10 protein-coding genes, 2 tRNA genes and 1 pseudogene are annotated in these 23,101 nt (G+C 46.6%); all 13 read left to right on the top strand.

Translation table 11 applies throughout. The features are described 5' to 3' along the window. Window positions 1–7: 7 nt before the first annotated feature. The 13 genes and pseudogenes from lysS to JFY74_18195 all read left to right on the top strand — a co-directional run bounded on the left by lysS (window position 8) and on the right by JFY74_18195 (window position 23,087). Entirely contained in the window at window positions 8–1,525 is a 1,518-nt protein-coding gene (gene lysS / locus JFY74_18255; protein ID QQG27979.1) for a lysine--tRNA ligase, read from the top strand. Window positions 1,526–1,801: 276 nt separating this feature from the next. Beyond that, window positions 1,802–2,557, top strand: coding sequence for an AraC family transcriptional regulator (locus JFY74_18250; protein QQG27978.1), 756 nt, complete (start codon window positions 1,802–1,804; stop codon window positions 2,555–2,557). Between the two features lie 62 nt (window positions 2,558–2,619). After that, complete coding sequence (locus JFY74_18245; protein ID QQG27977.1) at window positions 2,620–3,303, top strand: LysE family transporter; 684 nt, start codon at window positions 2,620–2,622, stop codon at window positions 3,301–3,303. A gap of 82 nt (window positions 3,304–3,385) precedes the next feature. Further along, window positions 3,386–3,459: transfer RNA gene (locus tag JFY74_18240), tRNA-Gly, on the top strand. Between the two features lie 456 nt (window positions 3,460–3,915). Beyond that, complete coding sequence (locus tag JFY74_18235) at window positions 3,916–5,622, top strand: hypothetical protein (GenBank protein ID QQG27976.1); 1,707 nt, start codon at window positions 3,916–3,918, stop codon at window positions 5,620–5,622. A gap of 69 nt (window positions 5,623–5,691) precedes the next feature. Further along, entirely contained in the window at window positions 5,692–6,618 is a 927-nt protein-coding gene (locus JFY74_18230) for a D-2-hydroxyacid dehydrogenase (protein QQG27975.1), read from the top strand. Between the two features lie 223 nt (window positions 6,619–6,841). Then, the gene (locus JFY74_18225) at window positions 6,842–8,320 is read left to right on the top strand and encodes a hypothetical protein (GenBank protein QQG27974.1); all 1,479 of its coding nucleotides are present in this window, start codon (window positions 6,842–6,844) and stop codon (window positions 8,318–8,320) included. A 289-nt stretch (window positions 8,321–8,609) separates the two neighbouring features. Next, a tRNA-Gly gene (locus JFY74_18220) sits at window positions 8,610–8,685 on the top strand. A 215-nt stretch (window positions 8,686–8,900) separates the two neighbouring features. Further along, window positions 8,901–10,067, top strand: a pseudogene (locus JFY74_18215) (integrase arm-type DNA-binding domain-containing protein). Between the two features lie 212 nt (window positions 10,068–10,279). Beyond that, complete coding sequence (locus JFY74_18210; protein ID QQG27973.1) at window positions 10,280–10,441, top strand: hypothetical protein; 162 nt, start codon at window positions 10,280–10,282, stop codon at window positions 10,439–10,441. Between the two features lie 778 nt (window positions 10,442–11,219). After that, window positions 11,220–12,920, top strand: a complete 1,701-nt coding sequence (locus JFY74_18205; GenBank protein QQG27972.1) for a hypothetical protein — start codon at window positions 11,220–11,222, stop codon at window positions 12,918–12,920. Window positions 12,921–13,025: 105 nt separating this feature from the next. Further along, a complete protein-coding gene (locus tag JFY74_18200) occupies window positions 13,026–16,697 on the top strand; it encodes a hypothetical protein (protein QQG27971.1) in 3,672 nt (1,223 codons plus the stop codon). 12 nt (window positions 16,698–16,709) lie between these two features. Further along, window positions 16,710–23,087: a hypothetical protein gene (locus JFY74_18195; protein QQG27970.1), complete on the top strand. Its 6,378-nt coding sequence runs from the start codon at window positions 16,710–16,712 to the stop codon at window positions 23,085–23,087. Window positions 23,088–23,101: the final 14 nt, after the last annotated feature.

Here is a 23,101-nt window from a genome sequence, read left to right as displayed (position 1 = left end):
AATTCACATGGCTGAATCACAATCACAGGGTGCCGATCAGGCGCAAGATCTGAATAATGAATTAAAAGCGCGTCGTGAAAAGCTGGTGGCGCTGCGTGAAACTGGGATCGCATTCCCGAATGATTTCCGCCGTGACAGCACGTCCGATCGTCTGCACGCTGAGTTCGATGCCAAAGAGAACGAAGAGCTGGAAGAACTGGGCATCGAAGTGACCGTTGCGGGCCGTATGATGACCCGTCGCATCATGGGTAAAGCCTCTTTCGTGACCTTGCAGGACGTCGGTGGCCGTATTCAGCTGTATGTTTCCCGCGACGATCTGGCGGAAGGCATCTATAACGAGCAGTTCAAGAAGTGGGATCTGGGCGATATTCTGGGCGCGCGCGGCAAGCTGTTCAAAACCAAAACTGGCGAGCTGTCTATCCACTGTACCGAACTGCGTCTGCTGACCAAAGCGCTGCGTCCACTGCCGGATAAGTTTCACGGTCTGGCCGATCAGGAAACCCGCTATCGTCAACGCTATCTGGATCTGATTGCCAACGACGAATCACGCAATACCTTCCGCATCCGTTCTAACGTGATGGCTGCCATCCGCCGCTTCATGGTGGATAACGGCTTTATGGAAGTGGAAACGCCAATGATGCAGGTGATCCCCGGCGGCGCGTCTGCCCGTCCGTTCATCACGCACCATAACGCGCTGGACATCGACATGTACCTGCGCATCGCGCCGGAACTGTACCTGAAGCGTCTGGTTGTGGGTGGTTTTGAGCGTGTGTTCGAGATCAACCGTAACTTCCGTAACGAAGGCGTTTCGCCACGTCACAACCCTGAATTCACCATGATGGAACTTTATATGGCGTATGCCGATTATAAAGACCTGATTGTGTTGACGGAAAACCTGTTCCGTACGCTGACGCAGGACGTGCTGGGCTCGACGATGGTGGAATACGGCGACCAGACATTCGACTTCGGTAAGCCGTTCGAGAAGCTGACGATGCGCGAAGCGATCTGCAAATACCGTCCTGAAACCCACGTTGCCGATCTGGACGATCTGGAGAAAGCGACCGCGATCGCCCAGTCTCTGGGCATCAAAATCGAGAAAAGCTGGGGTCTGGGCCGTATCGTTACCGAGATCTTCGAAGAGACGGCAGAAAGCAGCCTGATTCAACCGACCTTCATCACCGAATATCCGGCTGAAGTGTCGCCGCTGGCGCGCCGTAACGATCAGAATCCAGAAATCACCGATCGCTTTGAGTTCTTCATCGGCGGCCGTGAAATCGGTAACGGCTTCTCCGAGCTGAATGATGCCGAAGATCAGGCAGAGCGTTTTGCTCAGCAGGTGAATGCTAAAGATGCAGGCGATGACGAAGCGATGTTCTACGACGAAGACTACGTAACCGCGCTGGAACACGGCCTGCCGCCAACTGCGGGTCTGGGTATCGGTATCGACCGCATGGTGATGTTGTTCACGAACAGCCACACCATCCGCGACGTTATTCTGTTCCCAGCGATGCGTCCGCAGAAGTAAGGCAGAGAAAGCCAGCTTGACGTTGTTGTCATACTTTATTAAACCGGTGCAATCGCACCGGTTTTTTTACTATCGACAATGCCAAATTTTAGGGGAAACATTGGGATGAGGTTCTTGTAGGGACACCTCGCACCGTGGTAGCCCCGTGTATCTCGAGCCCACCTCGATAGTATTATCATCTCGTTTTACCTTCGCATTCTTGGCGCCATTCTGTGATTGTCGCCCGACGGGGGAAGATGCTATTTTCAGGCATTCCTTCACTGTCGGAACACCCCCATGATGACGTACCGCGATGTCTGGTTTGAACTGGCGCTGTTAACCAACGGCCGCAGTTTTCCACGGCATACACACGACGAATTCGTTATCAGCGCTAATCTCAGTGGGTTGGAGACGGTCTGGCTGGATGGCGAAACCTTTGTTGCCACCAACGATATGGTGACGACCTACAATCCCGATCAGCTACAGGGCAGCGACAACGCGTTTGACCGCTGGCAGTGCGCATCCTTGTACGTTCACCCGCGGGCATTCGAGCATTATTTCCACCAAACCTTTCGGTTCTCACGGGGCTGGAATCCGTCGGCACAATTGGCGTCTGAGTTAAAACAGCTGGTCACCTCTGATTTGGACGACAACACGCGTCAGGAGCGCATTATCCTGCTGCTCGCGGGGTTGATGGAAAATCAGCATCATGTGCCGTCTCAAGGTCAGGTCAAAGAGGCTGAGCGGATCACGCGGATCAAAGATGGGTTGCTAAACGATCTCAGTGATGTCCCGACGCTCGACCAGCTCGCGCAGCAGGAGAACCTGTCGGTCGCACATCTGGTGCGCTCGTTTAATCAGGCGGTCGGGTTACCGCCGCTGGCATGGCTGATGCAGCGACGTATGTGTAAAGCGCGAGAACTGTTGCGGCAGGGTACTGCGATTAGTCAGGTTGCGGGCGATGTTGGGTTTGCCGATCAGGCGCATTTCACTAAAGCCTTCAACCGCTATAACGCGATGACACCGGGGCAGTTCCGCCGTATCAATTTTTGACAATACAGTATTTCCCTTGGGCTCTACACTCGCCTTATTGCTTAACGCTCGAAGGGAATACCATGCTGTTAGTTGTCTTCACGGGGATGCTGCTGTCCCTGTCACTCTGTCTCGATCTGGGAATGGTCAATACTGCGATTATTAACCGTGGGCTGCGGCATGGGGCGCGTTCGGCGTTTTATATCGGGCTGGGCTCCTGCTTCGGCGATCTGTTTTATGCCACGCTGTCAGTTCTGGGTCTGGCGGTGGTCTTTAACCTGACGCCCGTCCGCTGGGTGCTATGGATTGGCGGGGGGCTTATTCTGATCTGGATGACGTTTAGCATGGCGCGTGCAGCATGGCGTGACTATCAGGTTAAACGCTTCGCTGACCTGTCTGTGACAGCGAATGCGGCGGATTTTACAGTGCCACCAGCGCGGTATACCGAGTTTCTCAGCGGCGTTGGCATGGCGTTGGCGTCACCGACGGCGTTACTGTGGTTTGCGGCGATCGGCGGCACGATTATTGCGCAGTCTACCGATGGCTCTGCCTTCATGATTACTCTGTTTCTGTTGGGCTTTTTCGTCGGTGGTGTACTGTGGACGTTTTTCCTTGCCGCGCTGGTGAAGTACGGCCAGCGTCTGTTGAAAGAACGGATCTCATTCTATTGCAGCCTGATTTCCGCACTGCTATTTGCCTACTTTGCCTGGCACGTCATTTCCAATGGCTATGAAACGTTGTTCCTACCGCTATCCGAAGCTGCATGACTGGCTAAAACAGCAGCGCTTTGCCGGGTTTTTTTACTTGCTCGGCAACAGCATAGCGCTATAATGCCACGCGCTTCTCTGTGCGAGTGTAGTTCAATGGTAGAACGGCAGCTTCCCAAGCTGCATACGAGGGTTCGATTCCCTTCACTCGCTCCATGACCTTCTTTCTGTACCTATCTTATTGAATCCCTTAGGGACGTGGCGTAAAGCCTCTTGGCAGTCGCTGACTGTAACCTACGGTGTAACCCTTATGGGCTTACAAGCATGATTCAAAGCAATGTAACTAATTCGCCCAATGTTTATCTTTACCAGCGGAAGGGTATTTACTATTTCAGGGTTAAGAACCGTCACAAGATGACCTCATTTTCACTGCGTACGCGAGACAGAAGAACAGCTATGACCCACTCACGGTAAATCAAAGCGGCACTTAAGATTGTCCATGCTGATAATCCCAATATGGCTTATGAAGCTGAGAGAATATCTCAAGTAAGGGTCGTGTCCGCTTTATGTGGGAATGTCATTGGGATATTTTTTGGCGGTTGGTAAATCTCATCAATACCGGGCTTTGGGGCAACATTTCATCTGCGATAAATAATAAGGAAAAAGAGAAAAATGACGGAGAGGCACTCGAACGAAGCTGGAGTATCACTACCACACGAACGACCTATGCAGGATGAAGTGCTGGCGATAATCAGCGAATGGTTTGATGCGCTGGAGAAAAGAGTCGATGTCGATAAGGTCGTATTGCGAACAACGCTGCAGGCGGGCATCCATAACGATGTGATACTGGATTATGCGCCCGGGCGGACGTCGATATCCGCTAAGTCGAAGCGTGATGCTGATGGCCTATCGATCGGTAGCAGAAAAGGGGCATTGAGCGTCGCGCAGATACAGGAAAATCTCGTTCCTGTGTTGACTCAGGCTATCGCGCAGCGTGTTGAGAAACTGGCAGAGACTGCGGTGATTGACTATCGGTTTTGCTTTCGTGCCATCTTCCCAGCAACCGAAGGCCGGCTGCTGATTACGCTGTTTACGTTCATCAACGAGGTGAAAAAACAGCGGCTACTTGAGTTTATTCACGACTATATCGAGCAGCATCTTACTCATGGCACTGCGCCGACAGAACCGTTACAAACGTTCTTTCTGGTTCGTCATTTGCTTGATGTGCATCTCTTTCCCTCGCTGGATATCCGCTGGATCATGACTCTGCTTGAGCAGATTCAGCAGCGAAACGCAGGGAGTGCGGAATTGTCTGAGCATCGACGCACGATTACCCGCGTGTTAAGAACGTGGGTTGATCAGCAGTTTTTGTTGCGCTACTGCGATGTGTCCCAGCCTGAGCATTTTTTTGAGCCGGATATTTATATCCTCAAACCTGGCATCGCACTGGATGTGCAGGATTCACAAACGCTTCATCCCGTTGAATTAGTCCTCTATGCGGCCATCATGATTCTGCGTTATGAGCCTTCCTACAGTAAGTCTCAGGCGCTGGAATATCTGGATATCGCGAAGCAGTTGGGCTACCCGCGGGCGCTAAGCATCATGGAAGAGGGAAGTGGTGCGTTTGAGAACGCGCAGATTAACCTGAAGAACGAATCGGTCGAATGCGTGGCGAATGATGTGTTTTCGACCATCACGGTACGTATTCGTAAGGAAAGCGCCGAAGCGTATGAGCAGGCGCTGCTTTTCATTACGCGCTTACTGACGCTCGGTTTTCCAAAGAGCTACAAGATCGTTCTGAAATCGTCGGCGCGACAGTATCTTCCTATCAAGGGGCTGGCAAAATCGGATACCCACCGCTTTTTTGCTAACGCGTTGCAATATGCATCGAACTACCCGCTTCTTGAGGATTATGCGCGTACCGCGATTGAGGAATTTGAATGGTACGCGGATTCGGAAGGCGAAAAGTGCTGCATGCCGGGAAGCTATGCGGTGTTCGGGCTGGGTCTGAGCGATGCTGGGTATTTCCCACTCGTAAAAGAATATATGGAAAGCGTGGATGACGAACATCAATCGGTACAAGATGCCTTCATTCGTGCATTTTTCGATAAGCATGGTGTGACGGCACAGAACGTGGCGACTTTGGTTGCTTGCCTGAGCCATGCGACGGAAAGGCTAAAGCTGAATGTGCTGCCTGCGTTAGAGAGTGATGCGCTGTTCGAACAGCTCGTCGAAGAAGTACGGATGCGAGAACCCGCCGTGATAGAACATATTTTGTATCTCATCTGGGGCAATACCAAGAAACTCGCGGCGTTGGTGAAAAAATCGGAAGCGAAGCGTGGCGCGCTACTGACGTCGCTCATTCAGGCTTCTGCCTAATCTTAAACGTAATGACGACAATCATCGGGATGAAGCCAAAGGTGCTTCACCCTATTAAGGAACGTGCTTATGACCGCTATTCTGCTACTGGATTCGCGTGCCGATGAGATTGGCTCTGTCTTACATCATGCTGCGCCAGAGCTTGAGCTGGTGCTCTCAAACGGTACGGCAGAGCAGGCCGCGAGCTGCCCGATTTGGCTGGGTGAACCTGATACCGCCGCTGCATTGCTGGCTCAGGGAGCTAAACCACAGTGGCTACAGTCGACGTGGGCAGGGTTCAAACCGCTGTTGGCCGATAGGCTACCGCGAGATTACCGCTTAAGCCGCGCCGTTGGCGTGTTTGGTCAGCCTATCGCCGAATACGTGATTGCCTACATGCTCAGGCATGAGCTTCGCCTGGGGGAACGGCAAATCAGTCAGGAAGAGCGGCGCTGGGATCACCGTTTACCGGGATCGCTGGCGGATAAAAAGGTGCTGATTGTCGGTGCGGGAGAGATCGGCTGCGAGGTTGCTGGCTTTTTACGGCCTTTTGGCGTTGAGCTATATGGCATCGTCAGTACGCCAAGACAGCAGCCTGATTTTAAACGGATCATGAGTTTAGCGGAACTGCCTGCCGCGGTGCCGGAGGCCGATTATGTGATCAACCTTCTGCCGGACACTTCGGCAACCACCGATATTTATGATGCAAGTCTGTTTGCCGCCATGAAGCCTTCGGCGCTGTTTATCAATGTCGGGCGCGGTAGTGCCGTGGTGGATGATGATTTACGGGCGGCGCTATGTGATGCGCAAATTGCGGAAGCGGTGCTGGATGTCTTCAGGCAAGAACCGTTGCCGTACAGCCATCCGTTCTGGAAAACACCGAATCTGACGTTGACGGCGCACATTGCGGGACCAATGGTGCCGGGGCTGATGGGACGATTATTCCTAGAGAATCTTGCTCGTTTCCAGGCTGATAATACGCTGCGTGGCGAGGTGGATTTTAATCGCGAATATTGAATAATTATTGAGTAAATTATCAATGATCGAATTAATTGTATTTAATAATAATTTCAATTCGCTCATTTAAAAAAATTCATTTTAAATATTTTTGTAAGATTTTATTGAGATTATACGGCGTGTCGGTGTAATACTACTTTCGCTTAACATTCAGTATTTGTTAATTATTAAATAATAAGTCTGCGTTCTATTTGAGAATACTCAAAGATAAGGAAATATTGGGATGAAATACCATCGTTTAAATGTATATCTTGCGGCTGCCGGATTGGCATTCTGCATGGGTTCAGCGATTGCTGAAACCAGCGTTTCTGTCGAAGTGAAGGATATTGGGAAACTGCAAAAGAAAGGCTCGGTTTCTGTATTTGAGGCCCCTAATAGCATACAGGCCCATGCCGCAAGTCATTATAAATTTCACAAGGCTGAAAATGAGGGAGTTGTCGTTATTACTCCCAATGCTCCCACTGCGCAGGCTGATGCAAATAACGCACAAAAAAAACCGTTATCCAGTACTCAACCTCTTGCTAATAACGCTGCATTTACCCCTTTGTGCCCAACCCTTGCCGTAAACACCATTTATACGCTGGACGGACTGCAAAGTGGAGGCAGCGCCTGTTATCACTTTGAAATCACTCAGCGTTCTAAAACAACCGCGTTCGTCGTAGGCATGAGCCCTGAAACCGATATTGCTCTTAGTTTGATGCGGGATGATGGTCAGAATAATGTGACAGCAATTAATTATTCAAATCAGGCGGGAAATGCTGATGAGGCTACGTTGGATTTAACTCCGCCGGGGCACTATTACTGGTTTATGGAGGCCAATACGGCAGATGGTTCTGCTTTTAATTTTGGCGCTATCGTTAATACGAATGTTGATGCCTATGAGTTAAATGATATTCCTTCTCTGGCATATCCTTTGTCAGATAATCTGAGGGAAATTGAAGGTAACTCTGATAGTGACTCTGATGCGGATTACTACGTATTTACCGCAACCCGTGGCCAGCATGTTTTACTTCGCTTTGATGGCGTAACAAGTGGAACCAATAATAACTGGTTACTGGCGTCTTCCACTGATGGCGGTAATACCTGGACAACTCGTAATGCCGGACAGGAAATTACCATCATTCCATCTCAGCCGAATGAGAAGGTTTTGGTGAGAGTGCTGCCTAATCCAGCAAGATTGCCGACGGTGTCTCAGAAATATAAGTTAACTCTGGGCTCAAAAATTGTCAGGTTTAGCCATTCTGTTACGGGGGAAAGTACCGTCCTGCGTATCCCAAGTTCTGCACCGACAGCTTTTGGTTTTATGACCACGCAAGCCTATCGGGATGTGACCTGGGGAGTGACGATGGCGGATTCCACCGGCGCGGGTATTCCAAATATCGTGGCGATTCTTATACTCGACCAACGAGAAAACAACGGTGAGTTAGAGTTTAATGCTGCCAACGCCCACGGAATAATCACTGATGCAAACGGCAAGGCTTCTGGGTCTGTGAAATTGGATAACTGTTATGCTGATTACACGACGCAGTTCCAGGACTACAGCCAAGGTTATATTAATACGTGGAGAACAACCTACGATGTGGGCGCATGGCGTATTGAAGTCCCGGCTCAGAGCGGTGTTGGTGTGGGAGGTAATATCTCTACTCACGTCACATTTGGGCACATTTGTAAGCAAACCTTGGTTAGCAGCGTAAGATCCTGATACGCATAAACCAATGAAATATCAGGCCGCCTTAAACTCGGGCGGCCTTGTTGCAGGAGCTCTCATTGCTCTATCGCCACGGCACATCGCTGGTTAAAACTGGACGGTAAGGTTTTCAGTGAAAAGGGCTTGCCACGTTAAGTTGATTGGTACATAATGCTGACCGTCGAATTACTTAGTCAGTAAATAGTGATTAAATTCATTGTGTTACATGTGATTTGGCAGGATTTAATGGGTTTTGGTTTCGGCACTTTTTGCTGAAAGTAAAAGATAATAAATCCGATTCTCTGCGGGAATAGCTCAGTTGGTAGAGCACGACCTTGCCAAGGTCGGGGTCGCGAGTTCGAGTCTCGTTTCCCGCTCCAATTTATGATCTGTAGACTGCTACTGAAGTCTGCAAGTCGTTGAAAATAGGACCTTATGGTCCTTTTTTCGTTCGAGCGCGGTCTACTGGAATCCACCCACATCCAGGACTTTTTAGTCCATAAAAACGGGTGTGTGGGGTTCCGTATTGTTGCTGGGTCGGAGCGTGCCATAGGTCGAGAATCTCGTCTAACTCTTCAAGTTAGGAGCTGGAACTATGGCACTATCAGATATGGCAGTTCGCCAAGCCAGAGCAACAGGCAAAGCCTATACACTTGGTGACATTGATGGTTTCTCCTTGGCGGTGACCGACATGGGCGGTCGGTCTTGGCACTTCCGCTATTCGTGGGCGGGCAAACAGAAGCGTATGTCTTTGGGCTCCTACCCAGAGGTCGGTTTACGCGAAGCGCGAACGCTGCGCGATCAGGTCCGTGCCCTGCTTGCCAAGGGTATCAATCCCAAGCTCGATCGTAAGTATAAACGGCAGTTCGTACGACTTGCCGACGAGCACACATTCAAGGCTGTTTTTCTTCAATGGCTTGAGTATCGCAAACTAGAGCTCAAAGAAGGGCGTAACAGTACCTTGTCGCAGATCCTGCGTATCTTTGAGCGCCAAGCCTGAGTAAACTATCTATTTACGACGTTCGTCGTGCCGATTTGCTGAATATACTCCCCAAGATTGAGCAACGTGAGGCGTTTACTACTGCCGAGAAAGTACGCTCCTGACTCAATCAATTGTTCCGCTTTGCGCAGGTGAACGTCGAATGACTGGAGATAAATCCGGCATCTGACTTGGATGTGGTGGCTGTTCCTGCACCACCTGTGATTCACAATCCTTTCCTGCGTTTACCTGAGCTATCTGAACTTCTGCAAAAAGTACGAAGTTATCGTGGAGCGATCACGACGAAACTCGGAATCCGCTTGTTACTACTGACGGGGGCGTACGGGCGAGTTGCGGTTGGCGACCCCAGAGCAATTCGATTTGGAACAAGAGCTGTGGGTTATTCCTCCAGACGTGGTCAAGCAGTTGCAAACCGATATGCGCAAGAAGGGCAAACGGCCTCAGGATGTCCTCTCCTACATCGTACCGCTGTCTATTCAGGCGATTGAGATCGTTCGCTACCTTCTCGGAGAGGTTAGGCCAGCACAACGGTATCTTTTCTCGCACCGCAGCGATCTGAAAAAGCGTATCAGCGGTGCTCTCAAACGTATGGGCTATCAGGATTTGCTCACAGGTCATGGCATCCGTGGCACGATCTCCACGGCGCCCAACGAAGTGGGCTACCCCAAAGTTTTGGTGAACGCCCAGCTTTCGCATTGCGATCCCAACCAGGTGAGCGCAGCTTATAACCATACACTCTACGTTGAGCCCCGGCGCAAGATATCGTGCAGCTATTGATATTATTGCGCCTAGCAATATGGGCAACATTGTGCAGGTTTTGCTGCCATTACAAGCGTTTGAGGCTGACCGAAAGGTGTGAAGATTTGTGGCCTATGGACTAAGCTGTGGGCTCTCTAGCCATAGGGGAGCATCAATCATAACAACGATCAAAGGCACTATATCTATTTACGGTAAGTCCAGCTAATGGATAATATATGCGTCTAACTACAAAATGGGCGATTCCTATGACAGATTGTCCTGTGCTAAAACTTCAAGATATGGCTGGTTCAAGCTCTACCAATATTGAAGATTTGCGATCCAGAGCAAAAATGATATCAGTAAAGCTTGGTTTAAAAGATATTTCAGAATGGCTATAGTACGAGTTAAATAATTATCCTGGATACGATTTTCTACCTGATTATAGAGTTCTTACTGAAACTCTCATCAGAGCCTTTAATCCTTATGTGGGGTGGATACCTTATCATCTTGGTAATATTAATAATCAAGATAAATAAATATATGACTCGCTAACTAAGTTTCATATAAGTAACCCCGTATCGATGTTGACTGAATATTCTAGAAGTGAATCTACACTCTATACAGATTTGCTTTTTTTATGGTTGGTTTTTTACAGAAAACCTCTGGAACCGATTTTCGATTGTGCTGGGAAATAAACCAAAAGCAAATTACTGAAATAATATAAAATATCAGATGAAAAATCTTGGATTGAGTGTTTGCATCTATGTGGCATCTCAGCGCTGCAGCACTCAGAAAAGCTGTTTCAACGTTATTAAAATGGAGTGTTTTCTATACCCAAAAATGAACCAAAAATAATTTTGTTCCCACATTGGAAAAATCCTAAAGTCAGACCCATAATGGATACAACTCACATGTTGGATGTGGTCGATTCGGTTATCTTTCCATAGAAAACCTAATAACCCGCCTTGTTTTCAATGAGTTGAACGTAATGCTTAAACGTTACAGCTCGCAGCTTATTCTGCAGAATTTCGCTTAACGTGGGCTTGTTTCGGAATTTGTACTTTCAAAGTCAAATAGCTTATGTGATGTAAGCTTTTTCGTCCGTTCAGTATTCACGCCATGATCGCCTAAACGCCATTCGTGTCAGGTATTGCTAATTCATATTGAGGGATCGTAATGAACTTTAGAACCTGTTTTGCATCTTTTTTAATCCTGCTCAATGTTGCAGCTTATAGCTCAGAAGCTATAGGTGACGAGAGTGTTGCTGAACGCCAAAACAAAAGTGATTTGGCGCAATTGGTACAGGAGTCCAAGCCTGGTGTACCATATGCGCTGGATTTATCAAAAGCACATCACTATCGCTATGTACAAAACCAACTCGCAAAAGCGGGGCATACTCCAGCCAGTTCTCCACAACTATTTCAAACATTAGAAACGCTACAAACTCAGCACGCCTCGTCTCCTCCGGATCAGCAAGCCTATTCACTGTTATCCGAAACGGGAATGTCGCCAGAGTCAATAAATGCAATTATTGAGTTGGGTCGAGAGTCAACTCAAAATTACAACTATACAGCAACGCTTATAAGTTCGGTTCCTGAGGGTACAATAGCCACCGCACTGACTCTACAGCTGTTTGACAATACCACTAAAACTGCAATTGGCACACACACAACGACGACTCAATATGGAGCTGGTCAAGACGCCGCATTAGGTGCTGCAGGCAGCTGGCAGAGTGTACCTACAACAACGGATGAAGTACTTGCAACAGGTACAGTATTTATACAGCCAAAAACAGGTTCACCTGTTTTCCTTAATGTCCAAAATACCGCATTAGCAATAGAGGTTCCGCAGTCGCCGCCAGTGGTCTCAGCACCAGTGCAGAAACCCGGCCGCCAAGTACCCTACATTCTGACATGCTTGCAAAGGTCACCTGGTAACACTGCCGACTGCGACTACGGCCCGTATGGTGGTGGTAGCGTTGTGCAGTTCCCAATGCAAGGAAGTGTTACCTATGCTAGCGCTGTTCCCACAACATTGAACCTCAGTAATGCTAGTGTGAACTTCATAATTTGGGATGATGCATCTGGTGGTGGCTGTACGCTGGGTGAAACCAGTGCCGATATGCTGAGCTATTTTACAACTAACGGAAATACTGTGAGCTGGAATTTCGCAAACGCTAATTTTGGACAGGCTTGCTTTAATGCATTAACTCGTGTCGATATGAGTTTCATGATCGCTGTACAAACAGCAACAAGTGGCTTTGATAAAGTTTCTGCCTATGTCACAACACAAGGCGGTAGCACACCATTTGATACCACAGAAATTGATTATTTAGAGTTTGCTTGGGGCTGTTTAACTCCGGGCACCAAAGTGCGGATGGCTGACGGCTCATTGAAGCGAGTGGAGGATATCGAGGTCGGAGATATGGTCTTATCCAACCAAAATAAAAAGCCTAAAAAGGTAACCAGCACAATTCCAGGGTATGAGGAGGGGGTTATTTACGTGGTCACGGATGCCAAAGGTAACAGCGTAGAAATGACGGCAGAACACCCAGTTTTATCCGGCAAAAATAGCGTGCTGCTGGCACGTCAACTCAAAGTAGGTACAGAGATCTACAATGCAGAAGGTCAAACTAAAATAGTTTCGATAAAAAACAAAAATTACAGCGGAAAAGTTTGGAACTTAGTCTTAGAGGGAGAGGATAAGAACGACCATACCTCCACAGGGTTTTATGCTGAAAATATTCTGGTAGGCGATAACTCAATGCAGGAATACTGGGGTAAATATTACCGGAAAGATCACGATGACATTCTGCAGCGCCTTCCAAAAGAATGGCATGCAGACTACAAAAACTGGAAAAAAGAAACAAGTAATTAGTTGATTAATATCCATTCATCTATCGGTGTTGCTATTGCCCGATAGATGAGCTGTAGGGTAGCAGGGAAGAAAAACTGTTCTACTTACAATGGAGAGGATCAGATCTTGGCTGATGAAACAAACACCAAAGTTATCATTGATAGTGTTTCTGTCTCCAATCTTATTGGAAAAGACCAGACAATAAATGCGACATGGCATTTAAGTGATCCTTTGCTGCAGATGGATGGTTACATCTTGTCCATCATGTCTGCAGGTAAATCCCTATACAATTTCACCAGTGAAGTCACAACTGGTACGTTTAGCATCCCCAATAATTTGCTCACTTCAGGGGTGATTTATAGTTTGCAGATCTGGTACAAGAAAGTGGGTGGCGGCTACGGAACAGGATCTGATTTAATCCAGCTCGTTTTAGAAGCACCCACAATCTCCGCTACGACTGGTTATGATCTCAACGTTACGCTAGCTTACACAGTCCCAGCTATCTATAACGGTTACCAGAGTTGTCAGTTTACCCTCGAAGCTAAGACCCCGAAAGCTGTGGTTGGCGTAGGTAATGCATCCCAGTCTCCAGCCACCATAACAACAGTTGCACCATTATCCTCTCAGCCAGGAACGTATGTTACTTATGGAAAAATTGTATTGTCTGGAAAATCCTCAGGGCCCAGTTCAGATAGTGTCGACGTAACCATTTTTGGTGTACCAAGCATTCTTTCTTCGAAATACCAAGCGAACAAAATAACCGTTACTTATGATTACGTGAATCCAACCAGTTCGCAGCAGTATCAAATCACGGTCTACGAGAACGGTACCATCGTACAAACGGTGTTAGCAGCCGGCTTGTTATCTAAGTCATTTACTATAGGTTTTACTCCCTCAGACACAAAACAGTACACATTGACCGTACAGGCGCTATCAGGGAGTTTCAGCGGTCCAGCAAGTGCACTTGCTGCAGTTTATATCGTTAAACCAACGATATCTTTAGTGAGTAATAACCAGCAGAAAGTGATCACCGGGCAAGTAACGTACCCTGCAGGATCTGTTTACGGAGACAGTGTATTACTTTCACTTTTTGTGAACGACAACGTCGTACAAAATGCTCCGATAACTGTGGGATCTCAAGCTAGTTTGACCTATACCGGTAACTTTACCACTGCGTCTAGTTACTCTGTTGCTATGGCCACCGTCGACGGAGTAAGTATTGGCGAGTTGTCTGACCGAGTTGAAGTGATCTGGCAAGTTGATACGCTCTCGAATGTCACCTTCGATGGCCAGGTGTTTAGGGGTATCGTCAACTTGAATCAAAATTCAGGCAGCGGTACCTGCGCACAAGTTGCATTCAATAAAAATGGCGTCATTGTTGACACCATTAATGTAACACCAGTGAACGGTGAAATAGCTGTAAACTTCAGCTACACGCCAAATACACCACTTACATTGACTGATGTTTATTCGTTTACAGTGTTTTCAACGACCGCGGTCAGCATAGGTCCATCCTCAAGCGCAGCTATTATTTTTCAGGCAACTCCAACTATTTCATTAGTTACTTTCAACGGTTCGAACATCACCGCGAGTTGGAGTAAAAACCCAACTTCTGTTAACGCAACGTCAATGAACATTGGATTATACAAAGATGGGACCTTGGTACAGACCGTTGCTGGCTCGGGATTAAAATACACATTCACGCCTTCAGCACCCTTGGTGAATACGTCAACGTACCAGATCAAAATTGCATATAAGAGTGCTGTCGCTCTAGGACCATCTTCTAGTCCCCAAACTTTGATAACTCAATTACCTGTGTTTAACCTGATAAATTACGACGGCACAACCGTGAATGCGGGTTTAACCTATCCAGATAATTTGAACGCAGGAGAATATGGTTATCTGCTATCGCTTTATAAGGCAGGTACACTTGTTCAAAATAGCCAAGGTAGTGGAACTAATGCAACGTTAATCCCCGCATCCCCCCTTTCTACAACAGATACTTATTCAGTAAAAGCCGCAATTACTCAAGAACATGCAATAGGTCCTTATTGTGACGCAGTGACAATTTATACATTGCCACTCAACATATCCTCGGTTGATTATCGTTCTGGAACAGTATCAGTTTCAGTTTCGAATCTTCCAAATAACGTCATCACCTATACGATAGCGCTCTACAAAAATGGGAGCCTACAAGAAACAATCGAAGGAAATACTCCAACGACTCATTTTACACCCAATCCTCCTTTGACCAGTGATAATAGCTACTTGATAGGCTGCGCTATCCATGTCGGTATTTCAACGGGACCATATGGCGGCAAGAAGTCGATTACTGTTTTGTCGCCGCCGACTATCGACAGTGCAATTTATAACGGGTCGGATTTGTTGGTAAATTGGACGTTAGCGGCAGGTGTTGATACGAATACCTTTCTTGCTTCTATTTTTGCAGGAACCGTTATCAAGTTAAACAAGCAAGGCAGTGGATTAACCACGAATTTCAACAACCTTGCAGGCCAACTTACTGGTGATCAGACCTTTGTAGTTAAAGTAGCAAGCACGAATGCTAACCAGATTGGAGAGTACTCCACGCCTGCGCTAATTATTTATCAACTTCCAGCCATCACTGCAGCAACCTACAGTCACAATACCTTGAGTGTAAATTGGACACTGCCTGACGTAACTTACACTGGAATGGGCTATCAATTAGATTTGTTTAAAAATGGGGTCAAGCAGGAGACATTCGAAGGTTCCGGTACGTCGATGTCAGCAACTCCGACAACGGTATTCGTCACTGGAAGTGTCTATTCTGTCAATCTTTCATCGGTAAATGGTGTTGCCATTGGTCCGAGAAGTGCTAGCGTTGAGATCGTTGCATTGGATGCTCCGGTGTTGACTGCCGTCAGTTACAGCGGAAACGATGTTACGCTTACCTTTACTTATTCAGGCCTAACCACTCCCACAAACTATATCATCACTGTTTATAAGCAAGGCATTGAGTATTTCTCTCTAACGACTACAGAGAAAACAACCTCATTTGTACCACTTCAAACATTATACGCAGAAGAAAATTATACCATTGCAGTTGCCGCTACTTATAACGGCATAACTGGCGAGGAATCTGCGCCTGCAGTATTGATTGCTGGCGCGCCGACCATTACTTCAACCCAGTATGACATCACCACATTGTCAGTCGCCTGGACCCTACTCAATCCTTCAGTGGGGAGTGGTTATAAAGCAACCATTTCAGACAGTGCTGGTGGAGTGGAAATGAGTTACACAGGAAACGGCACTAACACACAATTTCCGATAGAGAGTTTCGTTGGAAATTCGCCATATAGCGTTGCGGTACAATCAACAAACAGCATTTCTTTGGGAGTGATGTCACAACAAGTCGCTCTGGTGTTGTTTAAGCCTATTGATCCGATGCTGAGTTTGGTCGCTCTGCGCTTTAACGGTTCATTTACTACGTCAAATGATGTGTTGTCCTACAAAGCCAACTTGTATGACAACGGCGAACAAACTGAGCAAAAAATCGTATCTTCGAGCCCTTTAACATTTGAAACTGCATTACAAGCCGGCCACATCTATACCTTTAATGTCGTAGCGGAATCGGGCATTTCATCTGGGCCAGTATCTGATATCGCTTATGGACCCTTCAGCGCGAACCGAATTTTTACCTTTGATGATTTGTCACGCTTGGTTGCGATTGACAGCAGTAACTACAAAAAAACGGTATTTACAGTCGACGCAAAGGGCAATATCACCAGCTCCGATATTCAAGCGCCAACACAGGCCTGAGGAAACGTACCCATGCCAGCTCCAGCCGCTCCCAGTTTAACTTTAGATTACCAAACCAGTCTTTTAGCTGATGTTAGCGTGATAAATTTGACCGCGACTGATTCAGTCACAAGTAATTCATTGACCAATTTTCCTGTGGATGGCTTCACATTATCGCTATGGATTAAAACGAGTTCGGTAACAGGGACAATCTGCCGTTATCAAACAGGTTCAGGCTCTGAAGCATTGACTCTAACAATCAGTAATCCAGCGAATGTGCAAATTAGCTATGCCAGCGGAGGGTCGATAACAACCGGAGTTTGCATAAATCAGGATGTTTGGACACATTTTGCCATTACGTTGTATCCCAGCGGATTTAATCACTTTGCAGTTGAGGTACTTAAGGACGGTCAATCTTTATATAAATCAATTGGTGCGCTCTCATACACGGGGTCTGGCTTGACAAGCGGAGGGACTATTGCACTCGGTGGTGGCGCTACGGGCATCGTCGCAAAGATGTCCGAATTTATAATTTGGGACACGCCACGAACAGCAAATAATATTGCGACCTGGATGCAGCGCAGACTTAATAGTAATTTTGCCGGATTATTTTTGTGGTGGGGTTTGTCTTCTGCAAGCGATTCAGGAACCTTACATGGTTCGACGTTTGTTGCATCTGATTTGTCTTTTAGACAACTGCCTACTGGCAGGCAGGACTATATGCTGGCGTCTTGGACTGAAGTCAGTAGTGCAGCCACATACCAATTACAACTGATAACGACTGACGGCGAAATTATAGAAAACATTTCGAACTTAAATTATCAAAATAATCAGCCTTATAGTGTTGCACTGGCTCCACTTAACAAGGTCTACAAGGCACAGATACGAGCTATTTCATCGGACGATATTTATGGTGAATGGAGTACTACCTCTGAAGCGGTCCCGATTAATTTATTGGTGACTGATATAACCAGCGCTTATGCCAACTCTCAGCTTACCGCAACCTGGACAGCTGTTGATCAGGCAAGCGTTTATCAAACCTACATCAATAGTGTAGCTTCAGGCAGTCCAATCGAATCTCAGCCTTATCAATTTGACCTGACGTCCTATCTGAACGCCACAACGGCAACATCTTTACAAGTGTCAGCATCGTCGTCTGGGTCTTTTGGGCCATTAAGTGAACTAAGTACACCAACACCAGCCAGTCAAATTACAACGCAATACAATGCTGGTGGAACTCCAGCAACACTTACTATTCAGTTCTCAGGTGCTTCAGACACGGACTACTATGTGCGAGTTGTCAGAAAAAGTGACAGCAGTTTGCTCGGTAGCTACTACCTCAATAAAACCTCTAGCGGTTACACGGTAGTCATAAGCAGTGGACTTCAGGATACCACTTACACTGTCGCAATTAAGGGGGTGAAAGGCGGAAACCTTGGTACCTTTGTCAGTCAAGATGTAACCCTAACTACATTGGTAGGACCTACACTAAATCCGCTCACGCAAGATATCGCCAATCTCTCTATTACGGCTTCGTACCAGTATGGGGGTTCAGCTAACCTCTATAACTTGTCGATATTACCTAATCCTACTGGAGCTACTTATACCAGTACAACTCAAAGTAAAACTTTTACAGGCCTGACAACGGGTAGCTCTTATACAGTCAAAGTTCAAGCAGTTGAGGGCGGCAACCTTTCTCTTTGGTCAGCTCCACAATCAATAACTCTTGGCAGCCAAATACCACAAGTGGTGGGGGTGAGCGCGACATCGGATAGTAATGGCAACATCACAATCAATTGGTCTGCGTTAACAATCAGTGGAGTGAGTATCGTCTACAAGGTGCGGATCACTGGGCCCGATAACTATGATCGAACATTCTCCGGAGGAACAGGGACTAGCACAGTCATTAATGCAAGCACCTCGGGTGTTAGCCTTGGAAAACATTATTGTGTTACGGTTTGTGGCACAGCCACTGGACTCACTGATGGTCCGTGGTCTGAAGCAAGTTGTGTCGATACAGGTACGCCAGCACCAAGCCCTCCAGTCAATCCACCAGGATCTGACAACAAGGGTGATCCTGTTTCTGTCGCCAACGGCTCTTACGGCTACAATTTTATAGCTCTAAGTGCAAATACTATAAACGAGCTCAATTTTGAGTTGTTTTACAATACTGAAATTGCGCTACCAAGTGATACTCCACCTGGTAGAAATATTCCTGTGGGGAATCGCTGGGATCATATTTTTAACAGCTACATTTTAAAGTCTGTTGATAATAAACATGCTTACGTGAAATTAGGCAATGGCCAAGTTTTCACTTATAGCGTACCCAGCTCGATAACAGGCAATTATCCCATAGTTGGAGCCAACAATGGTTCAAGCCTCTATGTTAATAACCAATTACAGTACGAGCTAACACAGGCAAACCAAACTAAATTTCTTTTTGATAGCAACGGTGTTCTACAGCAAATTCAATCACCCATTGGCAATGCGACCAACTTAAATTACACAAATAGCCTCTTAACTTCCGTAGTTGACCAAGTCTCAGGCCGTGGTTTTTCTATTCGTTATTATTCGACTTCATCTGACAATGGAAGAATTCAAAGTATATCTTTACTTGGTGGCACTGCGGTCACAGTCAGCTTGGCCTATGCAAATGGTGATTTAATCAGTTTTACCGATATGAACAATAAGACGATGAGCTTCACTTACTATGCTCGTTCGCTTATGAGAACAACGGTAGATGTTGATGGGTATACCTTTATCACAAACACATACGACAATAAAAATCGGGTCATTACACAAAAAGACGCTCGCGCTACAGCACATGGTGAAAACTATCAGACCACATTTACTTATCAAGACATAACCTATAACGGTGTCGATTGTTTACAAACAGATTTTACAGACCGTTTAGGGGTGACCACGAGGACAATAAATCAAAAAGCAAATTTAACAACGCTCTACAGTAAAATAGATATCGGCAACGGCAATATTCAAGCTATTTACAAATCGTTTAACGGCAATAACCAACTGGCATCAGTGACGGTTTACGAAGGTCCAGCTATTCCCAGTACGACAGTGAAAGGCAACACAACGTCCTATCAATATACCGGTGTAGGGTTTTTACAAACAGTAACCTATGCGGATGGAGGGCAAGAGCATTACACTTATGACGATAACAACAATAAGCTGACCGAGACCGATATCTACGGTAATGTCACCAGATATACCTATAACAGTGATAACACATTACAGACCGTGACTTCTCCGGGAGGGGGCGTTACTACTTATACATATAAAATTGGTGGTTTCAAAGGCGAGATTGCGACCAAAATAGACTCACTCGGTAACGTATGGCAGTTTAATTATAAAAGTAATGGCGACATTGATTATGTAGTAGATCCGTACAGCAATAAAACCAGCTATGAATTTGATAACTACGGAAGGCTTACTTCAACAGTGGTCACTGATGTCAATTCAACAGTGATTAGAAAGGATGTCTATGTCCTCGACCCAAAAACCGGCCGTATCGACACTTCGCAAGTATTTTTTAAAGATCAGCCCGCAAGCAACCCGTTCTCAACTATGTACACCTATACCAATTCAGGGCAACTTCAGTCGGAAACAGACGTCGCTGGAAACACGATAACCTATGCCTACACTGAGGATTTATTGCTGGAAACTATTACGTATCCACCTGTCAACGGAGTCTCTGCAATCACTCGATATCAATACGATCGTGAGAACAGAAAAATAGGTGTGAACTACATCACCTCGGCTTCAGCAGCTCCACTTTATAGCGAATCTTTTAGATACGACAACATCAACAGACCAATCAGCTTCACCGATGGCAATCAGAATATATGGGCAACTAGCTACAGCAGTGTCAAAGAAGCATCAGGTGAGGTTTATAACCAACAAACCACGTATTTCACCCCATCAATAGATGGTATGAACTATCAGCAACTAGAAGTACGGGATATATACAGTCGCCTTATTTTATCGACCGTGCAGCATGAGGCAGGCACTGCAGATGTTACGACCAGGATAAGCTACGAGGTCATACCTATGCAGCAAGACGGTTCAACATTAAAAGTAACCGTTACCCAACCTAAAGAACAAAATGACTCGGTAACTAATTACACTGTCATTACGCAATACAACGCTGCAGGCATGGCAACGGTTAAAACAGATCAATCAGGATATAGTGCCTTCTATGCTTACAGCATCGAGTCCGACAGTAAAAGCGGCAAAAATGTGCGTCATATACAAACCACAGAGCCAACTGGCAAAAAGTTTTCAAGATTTTTAGATAGTTACGGTAACACCGTATGCTACACCGCTGGCAGCGGAACGGCAGCAATAAGTAGCTACTTTAGTTATGACGCGGTCAATCGCTTGATTGCTACAGAAGAAAATCTCAATGGCGTCGCCGTACAAAGTACCACTGTCTACGCTTATGACGCGGTTAAACAGCTATTGAAAGCTGAAGTAAGTAGTTATGGCAGTGTACAGTCGACCTACTTTTATAATGGGTTAGGACAACTCATGGAGGAGAGTTTTTCCGGTGGCACTACATTGTACACCTATAATGAGCGCAATCTACTTGCAAGTCTCACCAACGCAAAAGCGCAAACGTTGACCTACGGCTACGACATTGCTGGTCGCTTTGTATCCACCACATTACCTGATGGCAGCTCTATTGATTTCACTCTTGATGGCAATGGCAATAGACTATTCACTAAGCTTAATACCACTGAAGTAAACATCGCTCAAACCTTCGACCCCATTAACCGACTTCAAACTAGGACAGATCTCTACGGAAACACGGTAAGTTACACATATTCGGCTTCAAATCAGGTATTAACAGTTGGTTACCCTGACGACACGACGGTTAGTTATACATACGATAACCTACAGCGATTGAGGACTGTAACTGATTTTAATGAGAATCTAACGACATACATTTATTACCCTAACGGCTTTTTACAGACTACGCATCTACCAGGAAATATTAATGTTTACACAGTGTTTGACCAGGCAGGTAGGTTGCAATCCAAGGAAACTACCTGTGGAGAGACGTTATTAGCGTATGGCTCGTATACTTTTGACGATTATGGTCGAGTTGCCACTTCGACCGAAATATTGCCACTATCCAGTAGCCAAGCAATACAGAGCACATCATTTTCCTACGAAGGAGACCGGCTAACCGCAATTAATGGTGAATTACTTACATACGACGCTGACGGCAATATTCTTAGCGTTCCTACGATGCCAAACCATTTCACCTACAACATATTCAATCAGTTGAAAACAGCGGGCGATTATACCTATACCTATGACGGTGATGGGCTTCGTGTTGAAAGTGTATCTGATGCTAAAACAACCCGATTTGTGCAAGACCCACAAGCTTATTTCTCACTGTCTGCAAACCGCCCTTACGCCAGTAACTATTTAGATACTTTTGGCACTACCATCAGCTCAATGGGTGTCGCCTATGGAACCGAGATAGGGATTAGCGCAAACGGCAACCAAGGTTTGAACCGCTTGTTGGCTGTTACCGATCCAGACAATCATATTTTAGCTAAGTACGTTTACGGACAAAATCTGATTTCGAGAACTGACGAGAATGGGAGCTACAATTTATACCTAGACGATTTCATCGGTAATGTGATTGCACTAGCTGATAATTCCGGCCGTATCACGGACCGATACGCTTATGGTCCTTATGGAGAGTTAGCGGCAAGTGTTGGTAATACAGACAACCCCTTCCGTTTTGCAGGTATGTTAGGTGTGACCACAGATGAAACTGGGTTGCTATACATGCGCTCACGCTATTACCTTCCTGAGATTTATCGATTTGTTGGGCGTGACATCTACATAGGTGACGGCTTTAACCCCCAAACACTTAATCGCTACAGTTACGCCTTGGGTAATCCTTTGCAATATGCGGATCCAACAGGGCTTGGCTTTTTCAGTGATGTATGGGATGCCATCGGCAAAGTAGGCCGCTGGGTGGTGAAAGGCGCGGCTATTGGTGTTGCGGCTGTAGGTTTGGGTGTAGGTATTGGTCTTGGACTTACCTCCGCTGGCTTTGGAGTTCCCGCTGCTGGTGCGGGTATTTTAGGCAGGGCCGCAAGTGGGTGGCGTGGACTGTTCAATCGACTAAATGGTCGGTCTGGTTATAGGCCTTTAGCGCAAGAAGAGCCTGGAACTGAAATGTTTGAGATTCCAAACCAAGAAATGTCGCCAAGTGCGTATCCGCCAGGCAGTTCTGGTTCAGGTTCAGGTGTGAGATTCAGAAACGTCTCTGCAAGTAGAGGCGTAAATGCTACAACCCGCGTTCGTGGGCCTGAGTCAAGCTCAACACGACCAGCAAGACCGACAACGACACATTTCAAATTGGACTAAGTGATCAGGCTATC

The organism is Pectobacterium carotovorum, assembly GCA_016415585.1.
Lineage (GTDB): Bacteria > Pseudomonadota > Gammaproteobacteria > Enterobacterales > Enterobacteriaceae > Pectobacterium > Pectobacterium carotovorum_K.
This window is presented reverse-complemented; position numbering and strand designations above follow the sequence as displayed.